The sequence below is a fragment of the Acinetobacter sp. P8-3-8 genome, assembly GCF_000214135.1.
In the GTDB taxonomy this organism is placed as follows: domain Bacteria; phylum Pseudomonadota; class Gammaproteobacteria; order Pseudomonadales; family Moraxellaceae; genus Acinetobacter.
The window spans coordinates 28,443-51,087 of the sequence record NZ_AFIE01000004.1; the positions used below are offsets into that span (position 1 = coordinate 28,443).

Here is a 22,645-nt window from a genome sequence, read left to right on the forward strand (position 1 = left end):
TAGGAGCAGTTTCAAATGAATCGAAGTTTGAATGAATTCGTGATTCGTCTTACAAAAGAAGAAGACTGGGAAATCCTTAAAACTGTTCGCTTAGAATCTCTGCTTGATCGTCCAGATGTTTTCTTAGCTACGTATGATACTGCTGAGAAATATAGCGAATCACAATGGCGTGATCGTGCTTCACATAAGACGCAATATCAATATATTTTAGCAATTGAAGGTGTTCGAGCTATTGGTATGATTGGTGGAACACAAAATCCTGAACTTGAGTTTAACGTGGTCGCAATGTGGGTGAATCCTGAGTTTCGTGGTAAGGGCATTGCTGATCTTCTGATTTCTGCGATTAAGAACTTAGCGATTTCTAAAGGGCAGCATCGAATGGTGTTAAGCGTGTCTCCACATAATTTACGAGCTGTAAGTTTTTATTCGAGGCATGGTTTTGTCTTTATACCCGAATGGGAATCTGTAGCGCTGAGTTCAGGTGAAAAAAATCAAAAAATGGAATGTTCAACATTATTTTAATTTGTGATTTTATACTTTGTCCAAGATCCCCTATTTTTGATTTTCCAGTTCTGCATTTTCACGTTGGTTTTATATGAACTTTTGAGGTAGACATAAAAAATCCACACATTCATGCTTGGTTAGAGCATAGCTTGTGTGGATTTTTTTTGAGCAATCTAGTATGAAACTTTATTGCTCTTATATCACTAATAATCAATACAACTTATTGATTATTCTACAGTTACGGATTTTGCTAGATTACGAGGTTGGTCAACATCCGTACCACGTAATACTGCGACATGATAAGAAAGTAACTGTACAGGAACACTGTAAACAATCGGTGCTAACCATTGATTTACACTTGGAACATGCACGACATGCTGACGATCTTTATCGACAATACCGCTGTTCTCATCTGCAAAAACAAATAACTCACCGCCACGAGCTTGTACTTCTTCCATATTAGATTTGAGTTTATCCAACATGTCGTCTTTTGGGGCTAAAATTACCACAGGCATATCATTATCCACCAATGCCAATGGACCATGTTTTAACTCACCAGCAGCATAACCTTCAGCATGAATATATGAAATTTCTTTCAGTTTTAACGCGCCTTCGAGTGCGATCGGGAATTCTGTACCACGACCTAAGAATAAGCAGTGCTGTTTTTCTTTAAACAATTCAGATAAATGCAAAATTTCTTTATCATTTTGTAGTGTATCTAAAATCACTTTCGGGATATGCCATAAAGCAGATGCGATTTCAGCAATTCGTTCAACAGAAATACTTTGTTTTACTTGACCTAATTTAAGGGTCAATAACATTAATGCTGCAAGCTGTGTCGTAAATGCTTTAGTTGACGCTACACCAATCTCAGGCCCAGCAAGGGTTAAAAGATGATGATTGGTTTCACGTACCATAGATGATGTTGCGACATTACAAATGGTCAACGTACTAATATTAATATTTTTTGCTTCAGCACGTTTTTGTGTATCACGTAATGCTGCCAAAGTATCTGCGGTTTCACCAGATTGAGAAATACAAACATAGAGCGTATTTTCAACAATTACTGGCGAGCGATAACGGAATTCACTGGCAATTTCAACTTGGCACGGCACGTCAATCAGTTGTTCTAACCAATATTTTGCAATCATTCCTGCATGGTAACTGGTACCACAAGCCAGTACTTGTACTTGTTTCACATTTGCAAAGTCGATTTCAGCGCTTTTTAAGAAATCATCACGTAATGCATTGCCATTTAAAGCTTGTGAAATGGTTTGTTGAATGGCTTCAGGTTGCTCATAAATTTCTTTGAGCATGTAATGTTTATATTCACCTTTTGAAGCATTACTGACCGTTGCATCAAGTTCTTTTACAGGGCGAACGACAGGTTGACCATTCACAAAAACTTCAATGCTACTACGTGTTAAACGTGCAATATCACCTTCTTCAAGGTAAATAAAACGATTGGTTACAGGTAATAATGCCAATTGATCAGAACTGATAAAGTTTTCACCAATACCGACACCAATTACTAATGGAGAACCTTCACGTACTGCAATCAATTCATTAGGATGATCAGTATGTACGATACCCAGTGCATATGCACCTTTCAACTGAGGAACCACCTGTTCAACAGCTTCAAGTAAATTAGGCGTTGATTTCAATGCTTCGTGCACAAGATGCGCCACGACTTCTGTATCTGTTTGAGAAGTAAAGACATAGCCTAAGGCTTCAAGATCATCTTTAAGCTCTTGATAGTTCTCAATAATACCGTTATGAACGACAGCAACATGACCAGATATATGTGGATGTGCATTATCTTCGGTAGGTTTACCATGCGTTGCCCAACGCGTATGTGCAATACCCAATGAACCTAAAATATTAGATTCTGAAACGGCTTGCTCAAGATTTGCAACTTTACCGACACGACGTTCACGTAAAATTTGACCTTGGTCAACCAATGCTACGCCTGCAGAGTCGTAACCACGATACTCAAGACGCTTTAAACCTTCGATTAAAATATTTGTAATGCTACGTTCAGCAACGCCACCAACAATACCACACATAGTTATATCCTCTTATTTCGTGACCTTTTGGGGACGTTGATAATTTTCTTTAGAAATTTGTTTAGCACGTTCAAATGCAAGACTGTTGTCTGCGACATCATGTGTGATGACTGAACCTGCACCAGTGGTTGCACCATGACCAATTTTTACAGGTGCGACCAATGAATTATTGGTACCGATAAAAGCTTGATCGCCAATAATGGTTTTGTGTTTATTGGCACCATCATAGTTACAGGTGATTGTACCTGCACCAATATTTGATTCTGAACCAATTTCAGCATCACCTAAATAGGCAAAATGATTTGCCTTTGAAGCAACACCTATTGAGGTATTTTTAACTTCGACAAAGTTACCAATATGAACGTCATTGGCTAATTTTGCACCTGGACGTAAACGTGCAAATGGTCCAATTTGTACATTTTCACCAACGATTGCATTATCAAAAACGCTATATGGCTGTACTTTTGTACCTGCTGCAATGGACGTATTTTTAATAATACAACCTGCACCAATTTCAACATTGTCACCAAAAGTACACGAACCTTCAATAATGACATTGATGTCAATACGAACATCTTGTCCAACATTGAGTTGCCCACGTAAATCAAAACGTGATGGGTCAATCAGGTGTACGCCTTGTTGCATCAATTGCTTCGCTTGGTAATTTTGAAATTCACGCTCTAAAGCGGAAAGTTGTACTCGGTCATTAACACCTTCAACTTCAAATGCCAATTCAGGCTGAATAGAAGCGATTTCCATACCATCTGCAAGAGCCATAGCGACAATATCAGTTAAATAATATTCGCCTTGGGCATTGTCATTGCTAAGTTTTGGTAACCATTCATGCAATTTGGCATTGCTGACACAGTAGATACCAGTGTTGATTTCTTTAATTTGACGTTGTTCTTCAGAAGCATCTTTATGTTCAACGATCGCTTGAATTTTATTGTCTTTTCGAACAATACGACCATAGCCCGTTGAATCTTCGAGGGTAAGCGTTACTAAGCCAATACCTGTTTTTGTTGAGGCATCCACTAAACGCTGTAAAGTGCTTTGTTGAACACATGGCACGTCACCTGAAAGAATCAATGAAATTCCATCTTGTGGTAACACAGGAAGTGTCACTTTGACTGCATGACCTGTACCCAATTGTTCAGTTTGTTCTACCCATTTTACATTTTCATTGGCAAAGGCTTGTTTGACTAAATCACCGCCGTGACCAAAGATGGTAATAATATTTTCTGCTTGTAATTGTTTTGCTGTTTCAATCACATGACCGAGCAGTGGACGTCCTGCTAAAGGTTGAAGCACCTTAGGTAAGCGAGAACGCATTCGAGTCCCTTTACCTGCAGCAAGAATGATCACAGTCGTTGACATAACACACCCTACAGTTTGGCTTAAGCCATTTTAAAATATAAGTAAATTAATATACAAATTGCTGCCCAAAATCCAGCAATAATATCGTCAAACATGATGCCAAAACCACCATCGATTTTTTGATCAATGATTCGGATCGGCCAAGGCTTCCACACATCAAATAAACGGAACAATGCAAATCCGACCAAGACCCAAATCCAGCTCATTTGTCCAAAATAGATCAAGGGTAAAAAGGTGATTGATTGTCCAGCAAACTCATCCCAAACAATTCGGCCATCGTCATGGACATGAATAATGTCAGCGGTTTTGCCACAGATCCAAATTCCAACCAATGACATGATGAAAATGGCTAATATGGAGCCATAAAAGTCAATTGCAAGCCAAATAGGGATAAACAACAAGGCAAATGCTGAACCAAAAGTCCCAGGTGCTTTGGGTGCTAAACCCGAGCCAAAACCAACACCGCAGAACACAATAAAGCGTTCAGACCATGTCATATTTTTAAAGACAATAGGAGGTTTATGCAAAGTGTTGATACCCTTGAAGTTGAAGTGGATGATCTAAGCCATCTTTTTCAAATGTTAATCCGCATTGTTGCGTAATTTTCCCGATGATTGTAGTTTTTACATTGGGTTGTAATTGCAAAAGTTTTTGGTAGTTTTGCATAGTTATTGTAAAGCATAACTCATAATCATCACCGCCTGCCAGTGCATATTTCCATTGTTCTTGCTCAGAGCATGCTTTTAAAGCGTCATCAATGGGAATTAAAGACAGGTCTAATTTTGCACCGACATTGGACGCTTTTAGAATATGACCCAAATCTTGCGCCAAACCATCTGAAACATCAATCATACTTGAAGCCAGACCTTTTAGCATCTCGCCTAGTTCACAACGAGGTGTTGGATAGTCTAAGCGTTGTTGTAATGGGTGCCCTAAATGTTGCAGTCCAAAAGCCGCATCACCTACAGTCCCGCTGACAACCACTAAATCATCAACTTGCGCGCCAGAACGAGCAATGGCTTGACCAGTTTCAATCCATCCGAGTGCTGTAACACTCAGGGTTAAATGCGGACTTTGCGTGGTATCACCACCAATTAAACGTACCCCGAATTGATCGCAACAATCATATAAACCTTGGCTGAAAGCTTTGAGCCAGTCATGATCAATTTGGGGTAGGCTCAATGCCAAAAGAATACTGTGAGGTGTGGCACCCATTGCAGCAATATCGGAGAGATTGACGGCAACAGATTTCCAGCCGACTGCATGGGCTGAAGTATTGAGTGGAAAATGTCGTCCTGCAACGAGGGTATCTGTGCAGATGACTAGCTGGTGCTGCGGAGGAGGGGTGAGCAGGGCTGAGTCATCCCCAACACCTAAATCAACATCACTTTGTTGCTGACGATTGAAATAGGTATCAATAATTGAAAACTCAGCCATGGTCAAACAACTTATTTCGCTTGTTGTTTTTCTGCTTCACGAAGCTTAGATGCTAAACGGTCTAATACACCATTGATGTATTTATGACTGTCTGCGCCACCGAAATGCTTTGCAAGTTCGATCGCTTCATCGAGTACAACACGATAAGGAACTTCAATATGATCTTTAAGTTCATATGCGCCTAAACGCAATGTTGCAAGTTCTACACCATCCAATGCACTGAGTTCACGATCAAGTACAGGAACGAGTAAAGCATCCAATGCTTCATGATTTGCAATCACTTGAGTGAGCAACTCATGGTAATAGCCGAGATCCACTTTATGCATGGCATTTTCAGCACGAGTGCGTGCTTCAATTTCATGCACTGGGTTGTGGCTCATTTGCCATTCATAAATCCCTTGTACAGCAAAACGACGTGCTTTGCGTTTAGCTGCATAAGTAGCTTGGAGTGTTTGCGACATGCTTTAAATTGCCTTTAACAGGTTAACCATTTCAATCGCAGTAAGGGCAGCTTCACCACCTTTATTACCTGCTTTTGTACCAGAGCGTTCAATCGCCTGTTCAATACTGTCCGTAGTCAATACACCATTAATTACAGGTAAGCCAGTATCTAAACCAACAACACCTAAACCTTTGGCACATTCACCTGCAACGAAGTCGAAATGTGGTGTGCTACCACGAATCACTGCGCCAAGTGCAATCACGGCATCGAAATTACCTGAAGCTGCTAGTTTTTTAGCAACCACTGGAAGTTCCCATGCGCCTGGTGCATGAACGACAGTGATATTATCGTCGCTTACACCATGACGATGCAATGTATCAATTGCACCTTCTAATAGATGTTCAACAACAAAGCTGTTAAAACGTCCAACTAAAATCGCGTAACGGCCTTCGCTCGCGAGATGTAATAAACCTTCAATTCGGCGAATCGCCATAGCAACCTCGATGATTTTACAAAAATTATTGGTCCGCAGTGATGTATTCCACTACTTCTAAATTAAAACCTGATAATGCATTAAAACGTAATGGCGAGCTGAGTAGCTTCATTTTTTCAACGCCTAAATCACGAAGAATCTGAGCACCTACACCAATGGTTTGATATTGTTGTGATAATGCTGCATTGGACTTGGTTGGTTTTGGCTTTCCGAGTGACTCTAAAGCAGGGCCTAAGTCAGATAAATGACGTTGTCCAATCCAAACTAAAACACCACGATCACTATTCGCAATAGCTTTCAATGCTTTATCTAAATTCCAAGCAGGTTCACCGTCTTGTTTATTCAGTTTGAGTAAATCACGTGTAGGGTTAAAGCCATGTACACGTACAGTGGTTACACCTTCTTTAGGTTCACCTTTAACCAAAGCCAAATGAATATCTGGATTACCAACTTCACGGTAGCGGTAAAGTTCAAAAGTACCGTATTCAGTATCAATACTTTGTTGATCTAAACGTTCTACAGTTTGCTCATTGGTCATTCGATAATGGATAAGATCGGCAATCGTACCCATTTTCAAGCCATGCTTTTCAGCAAAAACTTCAAGATCAGGACGACGTGCCATGGTGCCATCTTCATTGATAATTTCACAAATCACTGAAGCGGGTTCTAAGCCTGCCAAACGAGTTAAGTCACAGCCTGCTTCAGTATGCCCTGCGCGATGCAAAACACCACCTGGCTGTGCCATCAGTGGGAAAATATGTCCTGGTTGAACAATATCTGCAGGCTTAGCATGTGCCGCAACAGCAGTTTGAATGGTATGTGCACGTTCAGCCGCAGAAATACCTGTCGTAATACCGTTTGCCGCTTCAATCGACAGTGTGAAATTGGTTGCATGCTGTGCACCATTTGCATCAACCATCAGCGGTAGATTTAATTGTTGGCAACGATCACGACTGAGCGTTAGGCAAACTAGACCACGTGCATGTGTGATCATAAAGTTGATGTCTTCAGGACGTACGTGCGTCGCAGCAATGACTAAATCGCCTTCATTTTCACGATCTTCATCATCCATGAGGATAACCATTTTTCCTGCACGGATATCTGCTACAAGCTCTTCAACTGTATTAAGCGACATCAAGCTTCACCTTTTTGTTCTGTCGTGTGACATTTTCATTTAATTCATCGTGACATAGTTTAACGTGTTTTTACGTATTTTGCCTATGCTTATCATATTCCATTGCGCTACATCGTTATACACAACTTGATAGGGCTATGAAAAGAGAAGAAAAATTGATTCAAGCACCGTTTGTATAAAGATTAAACATTCACATATTTGTGAGTATTTCAGATGATCTTATGTGAAATGTATATGAATAAAAGCAAGCCCTTACTTTCATTTAGAAAATAAGGGCTACATTTTGTTCTTAGCTGATTTTTAAATTTCTGAAACAGAATCAGAAATTACAGCATTTTTCTTACCTTTTAAAATTTCAGTACGAATGCTTTGAGCCAATTCAGCGCAATCATTGCTCATACCATTGATCATAAATGAGTGACGTGTAAGTACATTGCTTGGATTCGGTAATGCAACCAATTGGTAACAATCATCAATGTGTTTGAGTTGATCATTGCTTAAATATAAAGCCATTTCTTTAGCAATCAAATGGTTGGCTAAACGTTCAGCTGCCTGCAACGCATCCAATTGCATCGCTTCAACCGCATTGGTGACAGCACAACGTGTTTGTAAAACAAAACGTTTGTCTTCACGGTAGCGTTTGTAGAGGACTTCAGAGAGCAATTGGAAAACTGAACCAATCATTAGAATACATTGCGCAGCATCAGGTTTTTCAGCATCAATACTGATCAATGCACCATTTTGGCTAAATTCCTGATGGATGGTGAAATCTTTAGCGCTCAGTTTGAAATGTTGTGCACAAAGTTCAATGCTTTTGCTCAGAAAAATTTGGCAAAGTTTAAAATAAGGCACTGAAACAGATTGATTGACTGTATTCATCAATTGTTTCGGATCATAATATTGGATATTAAGCGCCAAAACGTCTTGATCATTTTCAACTGGTTTAAGGATAGGTTTCGGTTCAGCTTTGACCTTAATTGGATTTTGCTGAGCTTGCGCCAAGGCAATCACACGATTGGCCTTTTCAGCTTCAAGTGCTTCAGTCAGTTGTTGGATTTCATGCTTCAAACGTGCTTCATTATTGATACGGGCCAAATATTCGCTACGTGTTGGACGAGCAATAGCACGATAAGCCAACCATAAGAAAACATGGATCAATAATGACACTAAAATAGCCAACCATTGCGTACGTAAAATTTCACCAATACTTGGTTTAATTAACGTGATTTCAATGGTGCCTACTTTCTTTTCATTTTGTAATGCATCACGAACAAAGACTTCGCCTTGACGGGTTTTTGCCATGCCGCTGGTTGCCAAAACTTGTTTTTGTGCATCCAAAATACGGATAGAAGCGACACTTGGATTGGTTGCATAACGATTTGCAAGCAATGCCAATGAAACAGTATTGGCAGGTTCAAGCTCAGCAAGGCTGTCAGTCACCAATTGGCTGGTCATGAGCTGACCTTGACTCGCACGGTTTTCATTTAATTGATGTGTTGTTGCAACTACCAATAAAAAGGTATGAAATGCAAAACTTACAATGAGTAGGCTAGCAAATAGCCCTTGTCTTGGCGCATTCAACTTAAACTTCCAAAGAAAATTATAGGGATTATTAACAGCCCCACATCAATATCGATTATGATTCTCACAATAGTTGTAGCTCTGACTTGAGTCAATTTATGCGAGAAATCATTCTTATATCATTTTTAGGTCCTGACCAACCCAATCAGTTTACTCGATTAATGCAAGTGTTGTCCGTACATTCTTTGCAAATATTAGATGTTGGGCAGGCCGTTATTCATAATCAATTGACTTTAGGTATTGTTGTTTCATCAAACGATCAAACAGCAACAGCTTTAGCCATGAAAGATATCCTTATTTTAGCACATGATATTGGTTTAACTGTTCGCTTTAAACCAATTTCAGCGACAGAATACGATCAATGGGTCAGTGAAGGCGGAAGAACACGTTATATCGTGACGGCTTTAGCGCCTGAATTGACAGCTGCTCATTTACAAGCCGTGACCAATATCGTTTCAAGTCAAGGCTTTAACATTGAAACAGTCACCCGATTATCGGGACGTCCTGAACGTGATGGCGAGCAAGAAGGGCCGAAACGTTCATGTGTACAGTTTGGTTTAAGTGGTCAAATGCTTGATGCACAAGCCATGCGTGCTGCATGTCTAAGATTGTCTGCTGAATCGAGCATTGATGTTGCTGTACAAGAAGACAATGCGTACCGTCGTAATCGCCGTTTGGTCTGTTTTGATATGGATTCAACCTTGATTGAACAAGAAGTGATCGATGAGTTGGCGATTGAAGCTGGTGTTGGTGATCAGGTTGCTGAAATTACTGAACGAGCAATGCAAGGGGAGTTGGACTTCCAAGAAAGTTTCCGTGCGCGTGTGGCATTACTTAAAGGTTTAGATGCGGCTGTATTACCTAAAATTGCGGAACGTTTAACCGTGACTGAAGGTGCTGAACGTCTAATTTTAACACTGAAATCATTGGGTTATAAAACTGCAATTCTTTCAGGTGGTTTCCAATATTTTGCAGAATATTTACAGCAGAAATTGGGAATAGACGAAGTACATGCCAATGTACTTGATGTGGAAAATGGTGTGGTTACAGGTGTTGTAAAAGGTCATATCGTGGATGGTGCTCGTAAAGCATTATTATTGACTGAACTTGCTGAAAGAATGGGGATTTCGCTCGAACAGGCGATTGCTGTAGGTGATGGTGCAAACGACTTGCCAATGCTGTCTATTGCTGGCTTAGGCGTAGCATTCCGTGCAAAACCTTTAGTCCGTCAAAATGCCAATCAGGCCATCTCAAGCGTTGGTTTAGATGGTGTGTTGTACTTACTTGGTGTGCATGATAAAGATATGAATAGGGCATAAATAGCAATAAGATTATTGCAACATTGTGACAAATAGCGGCTCAAATGCCGCTATTTTCTTTTGAATTTCTATTAAAGAATGAATTCTGACTATTCCATAAAACCTAAAGAAAACAGCCCGATAAAAATATGTATCATCCAACTAAAAAAAGTTTTTTCGTATTGAAGATCGTGTGTATTTTTTTGTAATGACACTGCAAGAGTGATGGCAATTAGATTGTGAGCAAAACAGTATTTTTAAAAAATGTAATGACAAATGAATGTTGCGACAAAGTGTGTCGTTTAGCTAGAAAACAGCTCTTTTCTTCTGATAAAAACCATACATAATGCAATGCATAAGCTTTTATAAGATTATTTAAGAAAAATTATAAAGCTTGGACTTGTTGTGAAACACCATTTAGACGGTATAGAGAGACATCATTTTGACGGAGGTTTTTATGGTATCAGCGACATTGGCAACACTCATTGGATTTGGTCTGATTGCTGCAGCGTTGGCTACTGTTTTCTTTTCCCCTTACCGTCATTGGTTAGGTTTCATGTTTGCGGGCATGATCTTCTGGGGAGCGCTAGAGGCGATTCGTTATAGCGTACAGAACATTTTTGAAATTTCGATGGCATATAGCTATTTAACAGCCATTATGCTTGCAATGTCAGCGTTGATTGCATTGCTACTACGTGAAGATAACCGTGCTCAAAAAGCACTTGCAAACCGCCAATACATCGAACATACACCCGTGTATGAAGATGAGTAAGTAAAGTTATTTTTCTTAAACAAGGATACTGACTTTAATTACACGAAAAAACTGAATTTAGACATTCAAAGGTATATCGAAATGATATACCTTTTTTTGACCTTATACTTTGTTCTGAAAGCCGTGTCTTAGAAATGACAAGTTATGCTACGATGAGCAAATTCAAATCTAATTTAAAAACAACAGGCTTAAATGTCATGAAATTTTCTTCAATTCCAGTTGTGAAGTTACCGATCGTAGATGCAAGCACAGATCCTTTAGATCTACTTGTATTGGGTTTAGCACTTCGTATGAAGCAATTGGCACGTACGAGTCCAAAGTTTATTGAATTGACGCATGATCGTCAGTTCCGTATACAGATTGGTACGGATTTAGGTGTAGCGCGTCAAATTATCGTAAACAATGGTCAAATTGATACTGTTTCTGGTACTGAGAATAAAGCTGATTTTGTTTTGCAATTTGCCGATAGCGAGCAAGGTGTAAAAACCTTAGTAAAAGGCGATCCAACTGCGTTTATGACGGGTATGCAAAATGGCAGCATTAAAATGGAAGGTGATTTCAGCTTATTGGTTTGGTTTAACCAAGTTGCTAAACTGATCCCACCTAAAGTGCCAAAACCAGTAAAAGACAAAATTAAATTGGCACGCCAGTTCTTAAAAGAAAAGACTGGCCGTTAAGATTTAAAATGTTAAAAAAGCCCATCAAGGGCTTTTTTATTGCTTAAAAACTGAAAAATGTCCAATACATTATTCAACTTCTAAATTAAAGGTTACAGGTCCATCGTTGACCAAATGCACTTTCATATCTGCTGCGAAAATACCAGTTTGTACATGTTCAAATTGTGATTGCGCATAAGCAACCAATTGTTCATAGAGTGCTTTGGCTTCTACAGGAGGCATTGCAGGGCCGAAATCTGGACGTAAGCCTTTTTGAGTTTGAGCCATCAAGGTAAATTGTGAAACCAGTAGAATACCACCATTGGCTTGACTGACATTCCAGCCCATTTTGCCTTGCTCATCATCAAAGAAGCGATATTTCAATATCTTATCAATCAGTTTTTTGCCTTTTTCCAAATCATCTTCTTTGCCTAGACCGAGAAAAACTAAAATTCCGTGTCCAATTTCCCCCCGTTGTTGCTCCATCCACAACGACTTTGGCTTCAAGAACTCTTTGTAATAATGCACGCATATCAAAAACTAATATAAGAATAAACAAAGTTAGTCTATCAAAAGCAGATTGAGGATTTAATATTTTATGGCTAGAAATATTGGAAATAGACGGATGATTAAAACCTTAAAAACTATATGGTTTTATTTCTCAAATTAAGTTATTCTGAATCGGTGTTAAATTTGAAGAGAGGCATTGATGAGTTTAAATTTTGCCTTGCAATAATAAAATGATAATCATATTATCATTTTATGTTAATAATACGATAGAAAAGATCATGGAAAATAAAACTGCAAGATTAACAATTTTGATTGATCCGATAAAAAAAGAAGCTTTTGAAGCGTTATGTAGTCAGCAAGATTTAAAACCTTCACAAGTCGTTCGACAACTTATTCGTGAATATTTACATACACATGGTGTAGATTATGCAACGAAGTTAAAAGGCAATGTCCAGAATCCAACAGAAAAATGATGTTGAAAAAAAAAGCCATCTGTGAAAGATGGCTTTTTAGTTCATATCAAAAATTATGAGAAATCTAATTCTTTTTCAAAGATTTTTAACTCATGACGAGCCATCGCAAGATTTGACTTTTGGCGATCTAATACAAGATAAAGAAACAATTCAGTATTGCGATCCAGTGGACGCAATACATGATATTGCTTGCCTAGAGTAATCAGTACATCTTCAATATTATCTTTTAAGTTTAAAGCCGTTGCTACTTTTCGTTTTGCACGAATGACTTCAGTATTTCCTGCAGCTGCAAGTTCTAAATCTAATCCAGAGCCTATCGCAGATAAAGATAAGCCACTTGAACTATCAACGAGTGCAGCAGCAATAAAACCATCAATTTCACTTAACGAATTTAAGTCTAATTTAGCCATTGTTATTTTCCATACCAGCATGAGTTATTGGATAATATTATTGATTTTAAAGTGAATAATATTAACATTTATTGAGATTTGATCTTAATTTAAAACAAATTTAATTTCAATGAATGTTAATAATAAATTATTAAATATTAATTTTATTATAATAAAATGATAATAAAATTAAATACGCAAAGCAGCGATACATTCACATTTCAGTATTAAAAATCATTATTCTTTTGTTAAAAAAATAAAAAAAGTGAATTAATTAGCTTGGATGTTATGCAACAATGGATTTAGTTATTTATAGTGAATGAAGAACATTCCTGAATGGATAGGCTATGCAACCAATAATTCAATCCTTGCTCGATACCGATTTATATAAGTTCACAATGTTACAAGTGGTATTACACAAGTTTCCGCAAACGCATAGTGTGTACCATTTTAGATGTCGCAATTTAGACGACACTGTCTATCCATTGACGGATATTTTGGATGATTTAAATGATCAACTTGATCAATTATGTACCTTAAAATTCCAAGAAGATGAGCTGACCTATCTACGCAGTCTGCGTTTTATCAAAAGTGATTTTGTTGATTATTTAGAATTATTCCAATTAAAACGCCGCTTTATCAAAGCAGGCATAGATGAAGAGGGACGCTTGGACATTTGGGTGGAAGGCCCTATGGTTCAGGCAATGATGTTCGAGATTTTTGTACTTGCGATCGTCAACGAACTTTATTTTCAACGTATTCGTTCAGATGATGTTTTAATTGAAGGTGAACGTCGCTTACAGGCCAAAGTTGAACTGCTGAAGCAATATGAAAAAGATCAGAAACCGAATGATCCACCATTGTTGGTTTCAGACTTTGGTACACGTCGCCGTTATAGCCTAGATTGGCAACGTCATGTGATTCAAACTTTTCATCAAGCTGTACCTACAGTTTTTCGTGGTACAAGCAATGTTTTGTTGGCAAAAGAACTCAACATTTACCCAATTGGTACGATGGCGCATGAGTTTTTGCAAGCTTTCCAAGCGCTTGATGTCCGGTTGCGTGATTTCCAAAAATCAGCACTTGAAACTTGGGTACAGGAGTATCGTGGTGACTTGGGGATTGCATTGACAGATGTCGTGGGAATGGATGCATTTTTACGTGATTTTGATCTGTATTTTGCCAAGCTATTTGATGGCTTACGTCACGACAGTGGTGACCCGTATGAGTGGGGTGATAAAGCTTATCAGCATTATCGTAAACTCAAAATTGATACCAAGACCAAGATGCTGACTTTTAGTGATGGTTTAGACTTGGAACGTGCTTGGAATCTATATCAATACTTTAAAGATCGCTTCCAAATCAGTTTTGGTATCGGGACTAATTTGACCAACGATATGGGGCAAAAACCGTTAAATATCGTATTAAAATTGGTGGAATGTAATGGACAGTCTGTGGCGAAGATTTCTGACAGTCCAGGAAAAACTATGACAGATAACGATACCTTTTTAGCGTATTTACGTCAGGTCTTTGAAATTCCTGAAGTTGCAGAGTAATTGAAAATTCATAGCTGATTTTTTGCTAAAGGAAAGTGAAAAATCAGCATATTGGTAAAAAACACTGTGATAAGATCATTTTGTATAGGGTCTTAAATTAGAAAAATCGTATGACTGCAACTGACTTTAACTTTGGATTGCTCATTGAAGCGGAACAGATTGTGCCTTTTTTAGGGCATGAATTACTCAGAATCGTTGATTTGAGTCGTAGTTCAGTCTACGAACAATTACACATACCACATGCAATTCATCTAAAGCCTCAATTACTGGTACGCCAAGAAGAGCAAGCTTCTGGTTTATTACCCGATGAAGCGGGTCTGAATGCATTGGTTGAATATTTAAATATTTCACCTGATCATCATGTTGTGGTCTATGACGATGAAGGTGGTGCATGGGCAGGGCGTTTGATTTGGAATTTGCATTGCCTTGGCTTTAAAAATGTCAGTTTGTTAAATGGCGGTATTCATGCATGGTTAGGTGCAGGTTATCCAACGTCTTCGGAGGTTGAAAATATTGCCAAAGTTGAGTCTCTAGTTAAAGTCAATTTAGAACATCTTGATCAGTATCGTATTGAATATGCAAAATTATTAGAAAAAGTAAATCAGCAATCCATTCAACTGTGGGATTGCCGTACAGATGATGAATATACAGGGGAACGCTTAGCAGCTAGACGCGGCGGTCACATTCCAAATGCCATTCATTTCGAATGGAGTAGTGCTATTAACCGTCAAAATCATTTAAAATTGCATCCTTTAGAACGCACACAACAACGTTTAGAACAATTAGGCTTTCAACTGGATCAAGCTGTAGTGGTATATTGCCAATCACATCATCGGTCTGGACTAGCTTATATTGTAGGTCGATTATTGGGTTGGAATATCCAAGCCTATGATGGTGCGTGGAGCGAGTGGGGCAATCGCCTCGATAGTCCAATTATTACTGGAGAATCACCTGCGTGAGTTTTACATCGAAGTTAAAAAAACAAATTTTTATTCAGGCTCAAAAAGTCGTTCCACAGCAACAATTGAGTCGTGTTGTTGGTAAAGTTGCAGCAAGTGAAAACCCAATTGTAAAAAACATCGCAATTCAAGCGTTTAAAGCACAGTACGGTATTGATCTGTCAATCGCAGAACAAACAGATGCACTTAAATATAAGTCGTTTAATGAATTTTTTACCCGTGCATTAAAAGATGGTGTACGTGAAATTGATGCAGACCCAACAAGTATTGTTTCTCCAGCAGATGGAGCGATTTCTCAACTGGGTAAAATTGAAAATGGTGATGTTTTTCAAGCCAAAGGTCAGAGCTTCTCAGTCGAAAAATTGATTGGTGATCCACAGTTAGCAGAACCGTTTAAAAATGGTCAATTTGCTACGGTTTATTTATCGCCACGTGATTATCATCGTGTACATACACCTTTTGCAGGTACATTGACTGAAACGTTGTATATTCCAGGTGAATTATTTTCTGTGAATCAAACCACTGCGGAAAATATTCCAGGTTTATTTGCGCGTAATGAACGTATGGTATGTTTGTTTGATACTGAATTGGGTCGTATGGCGGTGGTTTTAGTCGGTGCTATGATCGTTGCAGGGATTGAAACTGTAGCAACAGGTAAAGTCAAACCAACAGGTCGTTTAGAACTGAACCATCATGATTTAAAATTGGCAAAAGGCGATGAGCTTGGCCGTTTTTATCTAGGTTCAACAGCAGTTGTTTTATTTGAGCAAAATAAAATGGATTGGGATGCACAATTTAAAGCGAATTCTGTTGTGGTGATGGGCGAAGCTTTGGGGCATACGCTTTAATTCATGATTTACTGTTAAAATATTGATTACTTAAAGCACTTTTCCCTGTGAAGCGTGCTTTTTTGTTTTTTAGAATAAATCAAAGCGTCATAGCATTCAAATAAGACAGTTTTAAAGCTTGTGCATCTGCTAAGGCATTATGTGGCTGTTGCGATGGGACATGAGCATTTGTTTCCTCCATCCAAAGCTGCATTTTTAAGGGCGGTAGGGTTAAGCATCTTCCAGCAGAAACAATTAAGCTACGTGAAAACAGAGCAAAATCTTCTGGCCAATCGGCAATAATTTCAATGTCATCATATTGATTTAAGAAACTTTGTAGCTGTTTCTGAAATTTCCCTAAAGAAATAGGTGCTTGATTTAAAATAGGAATAACATGCTCAACCACCCAAGGAATAGGGTTTTGGCATTCTAAAACTTCATAGAAATATTGATTATTTTCATCAATCAAAGCCAAAGAAATCAGTTCTCCACCAAAGCCATTAAACTCACAGTCTAAAAATAATTTCATCGACTTATCCGTTTGAAAATGATTAATCTGCAAAATCAAGACGCTCTTTAGGAAAAACAACTCTAAATGTTGAACCTTGATTTTCTTTTGAATCAATTTCTAAGTAAGCATTATGTTGCATCAATACATGTTTGACGATCGCCAACCCTAAACCTGTTCCACCTGTTTGACGGCTACGTGCACTATCGACACGATAAAAACGTTCAGTGAGACGAGGGATATGTTTTGGGTCAATACCAATTCCTGTATCTTCAACCGTAAAATAACCATGTTCACCATCATCATGCCAACCGATCGTGACCGTACCGCCTTTGGGTGTGTATTTAATCGCATTGGTGATTAAGTTACTAAAAGCGCTGGCAAGTTCAGCATCTGAGCCAATCAAATCACAATGACTGTCGATGTCTAGATTTAAAGTATGTCCATAATCGACATTATAGGCCTGAGCATCATCAAACAATTGATTCATTAAGCTTGGCATATCAATGATTTGATTTTTAGCAATTTGTTTATTGCCTTCAAGTCGTGATAACAATAATAAATCATTGACCAATGCATTCATGCGACGTGTTTGTGATTGCATTTGCTCAAAAGCACGCTTCCAACGTGGATTTAAATCTTCTTGATCGGTAAAGGTTTCGATATAACCGCTTAGGACGGTTAATGGTGTACGTAATTCATGTGAAATATTATCGACAAAGTCTTTACGCATTTGTTCTAGGTTATGCATGCGTGTGACGTCATAAGCAACCACTAAACGACTTTCGCTACCAAAACGGGTCAGTTTAATTTGCACATAATGTTCTTCATAAACCGATGATTTGATTTTAATTCCGTCGGGGGATTGGTCGATATTATTAAAATATTCAATAAAGCTGGGTTGGCGAATGATGGTTAAGATATTACGACCACGATCCAGTGGTTGAATACCCAAAAGCTTTTCAGCAGCAGGGTTCCACCATTCAATTTGGTGTAATTCATCTGTTAATACAACGGCTTCAGCCAAAGCAATTAAAGATGATTGTGCTCGATCAATTAAGCCAACCATCTCTGCTTGTACAACACGTTCTTGTCGTTGTGCTCGATACACATTAAAAAGTAATGCGCCCCAAATGCCTTCTAAATTCGGTGGTGAATCATAAGGTCGATTCGAAATCCACTCATTCACAAGGTATAAAGAATGTAATTGGAAAATAAAAAACACAGCAAAAGCAATGGATATACAAATCCAAAAATACCCGATTCCTAAACCGATAAAGCCCCCAATAACGAGTAAAAAAACCAGTAGGCGTACATCTTGTTTAGCAAAAGTCCATAAACTGCTATAGCGAAACTTTTGGTGTTCGCGAGCAATGTCAGGGACGGGGTAGGGTTCATACATAAAAAATAATTTAACCTGAATAGAGCCTTAGCCTAAAGCTACATCTGCACGAGTTGAAAAACGATAGCCAGTTCCACGTACAGTTTGAACATAACGGTCTGCACCATAAGGTTCAAGCACTTTGCGTAAACGACGAATATGTACATCAATGGTACGGTCTTCGATATAAACGTTGCCACCCCAAACTTGGTCAAGTAGTTGGGCACGTGTATAAGCACGTTCAGGATGGGTCATAAAGAATGCCAATAAACGGTATTCTGTTGGGCCCATTTCTAAAATGCTATTGCCGAAGCTGACACGTTGGCTGACTGGATCTAAAATCAAGCCATTGGCATCAATGGTTTTTTCGCCACTGAGTGCATTGGCACGACGTAGTACGGCTTTGATACGAGAAACCAATTCACGTGTAGAGAATGGTTTGGTCATATAATCATCTGCACCAGCGTCAAGACCTTGAACTTTATGATCTTCTTCGCCACGTGCTGTTAACATAATGACTGGGATTTCTGATAAATTCTCATCGCGTTTAAGACGACGACATAAATCTACGCCACTCACGCCACCCGGCATCATCCAATCTAATAAAATGAGAGAAGGTCTTTGATCGACAATCATTTGATGTGCTTGTTTTGCATCTTCAGCTTGTAAACACTGAAAACCTGCCATATCCAATGAGGTATGGATCATCTCTCGAATTGGAAGTTCGTCATCGACGATTAATATATAGTCATCTTTCACAACGCAATATCCTATGTATGAACGGTATACCGTTTTTTATTTATGACAGGCTTATTACAAAGATTAATTATGACAGTATCATTGCAAAAAAGGTATATGAACTCTTTTTTGCAAAAAAATATGAAAAATAGTAATAAATTCAAAGCATCATTTATAACCATTAAAGTCAAAAAAATTATCGAGATGAAAGGCAAAAGGACTATTCACCTTCAAATCATTATTTTTTGACCATTTGATGACCAGATTACTTTTGTGCAAAAGTATCGATTAGTGAAATAAATACAATTTCACATGCAGCTACGATTTCCTCTAGGGATTGTTTAAATCCACCCATGACCCAACGGACTGCAATCTGAGTTACATAACCATTTAAGCCTGTTGCAACCAGCGAGATTTCTCGTTCACTGCGGTCGATATGAGGCAACATGAGCATGACGAATGCGTGAATCATACGGTCAAAACGCCCCATAGTTTCTTGTATGGTGGCATGATTATGTAGTTCCTGAACCAGCATTGCATCGACATAAATAATTCGAGCGACACGTGGATCATCTTTAAGCATGGTAAATAAGGCAGTCAGACCTGAATGAATCATTCTCTTCGGTTCAGGCGCAGCTTGCATAACGCCTTCCATGACCGTTTTTTGTAATTTTTCAATCAATTGTAAGAAAATTGTCTGAAAAAGCTCTTCGCTCTTTTTAAAAGATTCATAAAAATAACGTTCAGTGAGCTTGGCTTCAGTACAAATATCTTTCACGGTAACAGAGAAGAAACCGTGATTTCCATAAGCCTCAATTCCCGCTTCAATCAACTTTTCACGACGTGCAAGCTTCCGTTCAGTCAACGACATACCTTTAAATTGGCGTTCATTGGCTGTTTTTTTTATTGATTTTTTTTCAATGCTTTGTTGCTCAGTCATAGAAATGCATTACTCGTATTATAAGGTGATTGTCGCAAAGTGGACTTATTTTAGCAATAAAAGCGATTGAAACCTATTTTAGCGCTTTTGTATAAAAAAACATCGGGTAATTGATCATATATTATTTGACAATAATGATTGTCAAAATTATATTGGAGATCTGAGCGACACATCATGAAAGTGTGTATGGATTTAAAAAAAGGATAGAGAATGAAGAATTTTAAGAACAAAGTTGCTGCAATTACAGGTGCAGGCTCTGGTATGGGACAACAACTTGCTATTTTATTGGCAAAAGCAGGTTGTCATTTATCGATTAGTGATGTGAATGAAAAGGGTTTAGCAGAAACAGTTGAACTGGTTAAGCCTTATAACGTTCGTGTAACAAGTAAGAAAGTGAACGTTGCCAATGTTGAAGAAGTAAGAACTTGGGCTGCTGAAACTGCACAAAATCATGGTTCTGTGAATATGATTTTTAACAATGCAGGTGTGGCATTGGGTTCTACTGTTGAAGGCGCAACTTACGAAGAACTTGAATGGATTGTGAATATTAATTTTTGGGGCGTGGTTTACGGCACCAAAGAATTTCTTCCATACATCAAAAAAACAGGTGATGGACACATCATCAATATTTCAAGCTTGTTTGGTTTAACGGCACAACCGACACAGTCTGCTTATAATGCAACTAAATTTGCAGTACGTGGCTTCACTGAATCACTACGCCAAGAATTAGATATGGAAAATTGTGGCGTATCTGCACTTTGCGTACATCCAGGGGGTATTCGTACCAATATTGCCAATGATGCACGTATGAGTGACAGCATCCGTTCATTGGGAATGAACCCAGATAAATCTGCAAAAGTATTCAATAAGTTATTACGTATGCCTCCAGAAGAAGCTGCTCAGCAAATGCTGGATGCAGTACTCAAAGATAAACGCCGTTTGTTAATTGGTAATGATGCGAAAACTTTAGATTTAATCCAACGTATTTTACCGACGGGCTATCAAAAGCTGACAGGTTTTGCGACGAAGTTTAGTAAGAAATTAGAACCAAAAGCTTAAATTAGCATTTACCCCCCTCCTTTTTCAAAGGAGGGGGGTAGCAAGAATCTAAAATTATTTTAAATTACTCTTAACTGACTGGCATTATTTATATGTATAGCATGAGAGCTTTTTCGAGTCTTTTTTACGATTAAAAACCATTAAATCAAAATCTTAATGGTTTTTTTCTTCCATACAAATTGATAATACAATCCTTGCATAAGACATAGACAGAAGAAGGTTAATGCAAGTGCATACCAAATGCCTTGTAAACCGAACCATTGACTAAATAAATAAGCGCAAGGAATTTCAATCAGTACAATTGCTAAGATATTAAAAAGCATAGGCACGTTTACGGTTCCACTGGCTCGCATGATCGATGCAAAAATAGCACCTGCACCAAAGAACAAAATTGACCACAACACAATAAATAATAATTGCTGACCTAACTCAATCACTGACGGATCTGTAATAAACAAGGCCATTAAATATTTTGAAGCCAAATAGGCGATGATCACTAAACTACCAGTAATAACAATATTGCTTAATAAAGCTATTTTAGTCACTTTCGAAAGCAGTTCAGATTTACCCGCACCAATTGCTTGGGCTGCAAAAATTGACCCTGCAATCGCAATAGAAAGCGCAGGGAATTGAATATAATTCAGGACTTGATTCACAGCACCATACGCTGCTGTTGCATGTGCGCCATATTGATTGACCAAACCAATGACGACGAGTCCTGCAACAGAGTTTGTGACCATTTGGATACCTGTCGGTATACCTAATCTTAAAATAATTCGGCTTAACTCAGGATGATGGCGAATATGAGCAATCAAAGCAGCATCGGGTCTGAGCGCATGATTTTTTTTATTTAAATAAATATAAAGAAAAATTAAAACGCCGATAAAACCTAAGATACTTGCAATCGCGGGCGCAACAATTCCCATTTGAGGAAAACCAAAATAGCCTCGAATTAAAATCGGGGTTGTGATCATTCCGATGACAATGGTTAAGCCCGATGCAATAAGCGGTGTAGTACTGTCACCAACACCACGTAGAATGGAGGTATAGGTGATGTATATGAATAAGAATGGGCTGCCGAGTAACATCCATCTGACATAAGGCAAAGAGAGATGCATAATCTTCGGGTCGACTCCCAATAACAATAAAATGTGTTTTGAGAAAAATGCCCCCACAAGTGCAATGATTGTTCCGCCAATCAGCGTCATAAACAATAATGAACCGACAATCGTTCGAACTTTTTCAATATTTTTAGCACCCCAAGCCTGCCCAACCAATACGGTTGCACCCGAAGATAAGCCAATAACAAATGCTAAAAGCAAAAACAAGATTGGAAAAAAGACTGAAATTGCTGCAATTGCATTTACACCCAACATTTGCCCGACAAAAATCGTATTCACAGTACCTGATAGGTTTTGCAAGATATTGGTGACAATCAGTGGGCCTAGAAAGATTAAAAATGCTTTCCAAAACTGTGGGTGATCAATCATATTTTGACGTGTTGGCATTTATCTTTCTATTGTCCAATTTTTAAGTTTATTGCT

The 22,645-nt window shown here is 38.4% G+C and carries 23 protein-coding genes and 1 pseudogene; 9 read left to right on the forward strand and 15 right to left on the reverse strand.

The annotated features are described in order from the left end of the window. The first annotated feature begins 15 nt into the window (after nucleotides 1-15). On the forward strand, nucleotides 16-522 hold the full coding sequence (locus GGG_RS0103250) for a GNAT family N-acetyltransferase (RefSeq protein ID WP_010112221.1): 507 nt from the start codon (nucleotides 16-18) through the stop codon (nucleotides 520-522). 209 nt (nucleotides 523-731) lie between these two features. Here the strand turns inward: GGG_RS0103250 and glmS are convergent, their stop codons facing one another. The 8 genes from glmS to GGG_RS0103290 all read right to left on the reverse strand — a co-directional run bounded on the left by glmS (nucleotide 732) and on the right by GGG_RS0103290 (nucleotide 9,035). Next, nucleotides 732-2,570, reverse strand: a complete 1,839-nt coding sequence (glmS, locus tag GGG_RS0103255) for a glutamine--fructose-6-phosphate transaminase (isomerizing) (RefSeq protein ID WP_010112222.1) — start codon at nucleotides 2,568-2,570, stop codon at nucleotides 732-734. A gap of 12 nt (nucleotides 2,571-2,582) precedes the next feature. Further along, nucleotides 2,583-3,947 carry a bifunctional UDP-N-acetylglucosamine diphosphorylase/glucosamine-1-phosphate N-acetyltransferase GlmU gene (gene glmU / locus GGG_RS0103260; protein ID WP_010112223.1) on the reverse strand — a complete coding sequence of 455 codons (1,365 nt, stop codon included), beginning with the start codon at nucleotides 3,945-3,947 and terminating at the stop codon, nucleotides 2,583-2,585. A gap of 20 nt (nucleotides 3,948-3,967) precedes the next feature. Then, nucleotides 3,968-4,444: a phosphatidylglycerophosphatase A gene (locus GGG_RS0103265; RefSeq protein ID WP_050809024.1), complete on the reverse strand. Its 477-nt coding sequence runs from the start codon at nucleotides 4,442-4,444 to the stop codon at nucleotides 3,968-3,970. A 22-nt stretch (nucleotides 4,445-4,466) separates the two neighbouring features. After that, nucleotides 4,467-5,384: a thiamine-phosphate kinase gene (gene thiL, locus GGG_RS0103270; protein WP_010112225.1), complete on the reverse strand. Its 918-nt coding sequence runs from the start codon at nucleotides 5,382-5,384 to the stop codon at nucleotides 4,467-4,469. Nucleotides 5,385-5,395: 11 nt separating this feature from the next. Further along, nucleotides 5,396-5,845, reverse strand: coding sequence for a transcription antitermination factor NusB (gene nusB / locus GGG_RS0103275; RefSeq protein ID WP_010112226.1), 450 nt, complete (start codon nucleotides 5,843-5,845; stop codon nucleotides 5,396-5,398). 3 nt (nucleotides 5,846-5,848) lie between these two features. Beyond that, nucleotides 5,849-6,319 (reverse strand): 6,7-dimethyl-8-ribityllumazine synthase, encoded by a 471-nt coding sequence (gene ribE, locus GGG_RS0103280; protein WP_010112227.1) that lies wholly within the window; start codon nucleotides 6,317-6,319, stop codon nucleotides 5,849-5,851. A 25-nt stretch (nucleotides 6,320-6,344) separates the two neighbouring features. Beyond that, nucleotides 6,345-7,454, reverse strand: coding sequence for a bifunctional 3,4-dihydroxy-2-butanone-4-phosphate synthase/GTP cyclohydrolase II (ribBA, locus tag GGG_RS0103285; RefSeq protein WP_010112229.1), 1,110 nt, complete (start codon nucleotides 7,452-7,454; stop codon nucleotides 6,345-6,347). A 300-nt stretch (nucleotides 7,455-7,754) separates the two neighbouring features. Beyond that, nucleotides 7,755-9,035 carry a hypothetical protein gene (locus tag GGG_RS0103290; protein WP_010112231.1) on the reverse strand — a complete coding sequence of 427 codons (1,281 nt, stop codon included), beginning with the start codon at nucleotides 9,033-9,035 and terminating at the stop codon, nucleotides 7,755-7,757. 98 nt (nucleotides 9,036-9,133) lie between these two features. On the opposite strand from GGG_RS0103290, the gene serB reads away from it, so the two are divergent. The 3 genes from serB (at nucleotide 9,134) to GGG_RS0103305 (ending at nucleotide 11,782) form a co-directional block, all read left to right on the forward strand. Next, on the forward strand, nucleotides 9,134-10,354 hold the full coding sequence (gene serB / locus GGG_RS0103295) for a phosphoserine phosphatase SerB (protein WP_010112233.1): 1,221 nt from the start codon (nucleotides 9,134-9,136) through the stop codon (nucleotides 10,352-10,354). 436 nt (nucleotides 10,355-10,790) lie between these two features. After that, nucleotides 10,791-11,105, forward strand: coding sequence for a ciprofloxacin tolerance protein AciT (aciT, locus tag GGG_RS0103300; protein WP_010112235.1), 315 nt, complete (start codon nucleotides 10,791-10,793; stop codon nucleotides 11,103-11,105). A 197-nt stretch (nucleotides 11,106-11,302) separates the two neighbouring features. Next, the gene (locus GGG_RS0103305) at nucleotides 11,303-11,782 is read left to right on the forward strand and encodes an SCP2 sterol-binding domain-containing protein (protein ID WP_010112237.1); all 480 of its coding nucleotides are present in this window, start codon (nucleotides 11,303-11,305) and stop codon (nucleotides 11,780-11,782) included. A gap of 69 nt (nucleotides 11,783-11,851) precedes the next feature. Here the strand turns inward: GGG_RS0103305 and dtd are convergent. Continuing rightward, a pseudogene (gene dtd / locus GGG_RS19435) lies at nucleotides 11,852-12,293 on the reverse strand (D-aminoacyl-tRNA deacylase). Nucleotides 12,294-12,549: 256 nt separating this feature from the next. Between dtd and GGG_RS0103315 the strand changes: the two are divergent. Continuing rightward, nucleotides 12,550-12,744 carry a hypothetical protein gene (locus GGG_RS0103315; RefSeq protein WP_010112239.1) on the forward strand — a complete coding sequence of 65 codons (195 nt, stop codon included), beginning with the start codon at nucleotides 12,550-12,552 and terminating at the stop codon, nucleotides 12,742-12,744. A gap of 53 nt (nucleotides 12,745-12,797) precedes the next feature. Here GGG_RS0103315 and GGG_RS0103320 read toward each other — a convergent pair whose 3' ends face one another. Then, nucleotides 12,798-13,154: a hypothetical protein gene (locus tag GGG_RS0103320; protein WP_010112240.1), complete on the reverse strand. Its 357-nt coding sequence runs from the start codon at nucleotides 13,152-13,154 to the stop codon at nucleotides 12,798-12,800. A 326-nt stretch (nucleotides 13,155-13,480) separates the two neighbouring features. Here GGG_RS0103320 and pncB point away from each other — a divergent pair, with 326 nt between their 5' ends. From pncB to asd, 3 genes are all read left to right on the forward strand, one after another. Continuing rightward, on the forward strand, nucleotides 13,481-14,689 hold the full coding sequence (pncB, locus tag GGG_RS0103325) for a nicotinate phosphoribosyltransferase (RefSeq protein WP_010112241.1): 1,209 nt from the start codon (nucleotides 13,481-13,483) through the stop codon (nucleotides 14,687-14,689). Nucleotides 14,690-14,799: 110 nt separating this feature from the next. After that, nucleotides 14,800-15,648 (forward strand): sulfurtransferase, encoded by an 849-nt coding sequence (locus tag GGG_RS0103330; protein ID WP_010112242.1) that lies wholly within the window; start codon nucleotides 14,800-14,802, stop codon nucleotides 15,646-15,648. Beyond that, nucleotides 15,645-16,496 carry an archaetidylserine decarboxylase gene (asd, locus tag GGG_RS0103335; protein WP_010112244.1) on the forward strand — a complete coding sequence of 284 codons (852 nt, stop codon included), beginning with the start codon at nucleotides 15,645-15,647 and terminating at the stop codon, nucleotides 16,494-16,496. The genes GGG_RS0103330 and asd overlap by 4 nt, the downstream gene beginning before the upstream one ends. A 79-nt stretch (nucleotides 16,497-16,575) precedes the next feature. On the opposite strand, the gene GGG_RS0103340 is transcribed toward asd, so the two are convergent. The 4 genes from GGG_RS0103340 to GGG_RS0103360 all read right to left on the reverse strand — a co-directional run bounded on the left by GGG_RS0103340 (nucleotide 16,576) and on the right by GGG_RS0103360 (nucleotide 20,042). Further along, entirely contained in the window at nucleotides 16,576-17,004 is a 429-nt protein-coding gene (locus GGG_RS0103340) for a hypothetical protein (protein WP_029574422.1), read from the reverse strand. 22 nt (nucleotides 17,005-17,026) lie between these two features. Further along, the gene (gene phoR / locus GGG_RS0103345) at nucleotides 17,027-18,385 is read right to left on the reverse strand and encodes a phosphate regulon sensor histidine kinase PhoR (RefSeq protein WP_010112247.1); all 1,359 of its coding nucleotides are present in this window, start codon (nucleotides 18,383-18,385) and stop codon (nucleotides 17,027-17,029) included. 27 nt (nucleotides 18,386-18,412) lie between these two features. Further along, on the reverse strand, nucleotides 18,413-19,123 hold the full coding sequence (gene phoB, locus GGG_RS0103350) for a phosphate regulon transcriptional regulator PhoB (RefSeq protein ID WP_010112248.1): 711 nt from the start codon (nucleotides 19,121-19,123) through the stop codon (nucleotides 18,413-18,415). Nucleotides 19,124-19,367: 244 nt separating this feature from the next. Further along, entirely contained in the window at nucleotides 19,368-20,042 is a 675-nt protein-coding gene (locus GGG_RS0103360) for a TetR/AcrR family transcriptional regulator (RefSeq protein WP_010112249.1), read from the reverse strand. Nucleotides 20,043-20,252: 210 nt separating this feature from the next. Here GGG_RS0103360 and GGG_RS0103365 point away from each other — a divergent pair, with 210 nt between their 5' ends. After that, nucleotides 20,253-21,101: an SDR family oxidoreductase gene (locus GGG_RS0103365; RefSeq protein WP_010112250.1), complete on the forward strand. Its 849-nt coding sequence runs from the start codon at nucleotides 20,253-20,255 to the stop codon at nucleotides 21,099-21,101. A 140-nt stretch (nucleotides 21,102-21,241) separates the two neighbouring features. Here GGG_RS0103365 and GGG_RS0103370 read toward each other — a convergent pair whose 3' ends face one another. After that, entirely contained in the window at nucleotides 21,242-22,609 is a 1,368-nt protein-coding gene (locus GGG_RS0103370; protein ID WP_010112251.1) for an MATE family efflux transporter, read from the reverse strand. Between the last annotated feature and the right edge of the window lie 36 nt (nucleotides 22,610-22,645).

Coding starts and splice junctions, on each gene's coding strand:
- GGG_RS0103250 (WP_010112221.1), top strand. CDS start 16: ATGAATCGAAGTTTGAATGAATTCGTGATTCGTCTTACAAAAGAAGAA.
- glmS (WP_010112222.1), bottom strand. CDS start 2,570: ATGTGTGGTATTGTTGGTGGCGTTGCTGAACGTAGCATTACAAATATT.
- glmU (WP_010112223.1), bottom strand. CDS start 3,947: ATGTCAACGACTGTGATCATTCTTGCTGCAGGTAAAGGGACTCGAATG.
- GGG_RS0103265 (WP_050809024.1), bottom strand. CDS start 4,444: ATGACATGGTCTGAACGCTTTATTGTGTTCTGCGGTGTTGGTTTTGGC.
- thiL (WP_010112225.1), bottom strand. CDS start 5,384: ATGGCTGAGTTTTCAATTATTGATACCTATTTCAATCGTCAGCAACAA.
- nusB (WP_010112226.1), bottom strand. CDS start 5,845: ATGTCGCAAACACTCCAAGCTACTTATGCAGCTAAACGCAAAGCACGT.
- ribE (WP_010112227.1), bottom strand. CDS start 6,319: ATGGCGATTCGCCGAATTGAAGGTTTATTACATCTCGCGAGCGAAGGC.
- ribBA (WP_010112229.1), bottom strand. CDS start 7,454: ATGTCGCTTAATACAGTTGAAGAGCTTGTAGCAGATATCCGTGCAGGA.
- serB (WP_010112233.1), top strand. CDS start 9,134: ATGCGAGAAATCATTCTTATATCATTTTTAGGTCCTGACCAACCCAAT.
- aciT (WP_010112235.1), top strand. CDS start 10,791: ATGGTATCAGCGACATTGGCAACACTCATTGGATTTGGTCTGATTGCT.
- GGG_RS0103305 (WP_010112237.1), top strand. CDS start 11,303: ATGAAATTTTCTTCAATTCCAGTTGTGAAGTTACCGATCGTAGATGCA.
- GGG_RS0103315 (WP_010112239.1), top strand. CDS start 12,550: ATGGAAAATAAAACTGCAAGATTAACAATTTTGATTGATCCGATAAAA.
- GGG_RS0103320 (WP_010112240.1), bottom strand. CDS start 13,154: ATGGCTAAATTAGACTTAAATTCGTTAAGTGAAATTGATGGTTTTATT.
- pncB (WP_010112241.1), top strand. CDS start 13,481: ATGCAACCAATAATTCAATCCTTGCTCGATACCGATTTATATAAGTTC.
- GGG_RS0103330 (WP_010112242.1), top strand. CDS start 14,800: ATGACTGCAACTGACTTTAACTTTGGATTGCTCATTGAAGCGGAACAG.
- GGG_RS0103340 (WP_029574422.1), bottom strand. CDS start 17,004: ATGAAATTATTTTTAGACTGTGAGTTTAATGGCTTTGGTGGAGAACTG.
- phoR (WP_010112247.1), bottom strand. CDS start 18,385: ATGTATGAACCCTACCCCGTCCCTGACATTGCTCGCGAACACCAAAAG.
- GGG_RS0103360 (WP_010112249.1), bottom strand. CDS start 20,042: ATGACTGAGCAACAAAGCATTGAAAAAAAATCAATAAAAAAAACAGCC.
- GGG_RS0103365 (WP_010112250.1), top strand. CDS start 20,253: ATGAAGAATTTTAAGAACAAAGTTGCTGCAATTACAGGTGCAGGCTCT.
- GGG_RS0103370 (WP_010112251.1), bottom strand. CDS start 22,609: ATGCCAACACGTCAAAATATGATTGATCACCCACAGTTTTGGAAAGCA.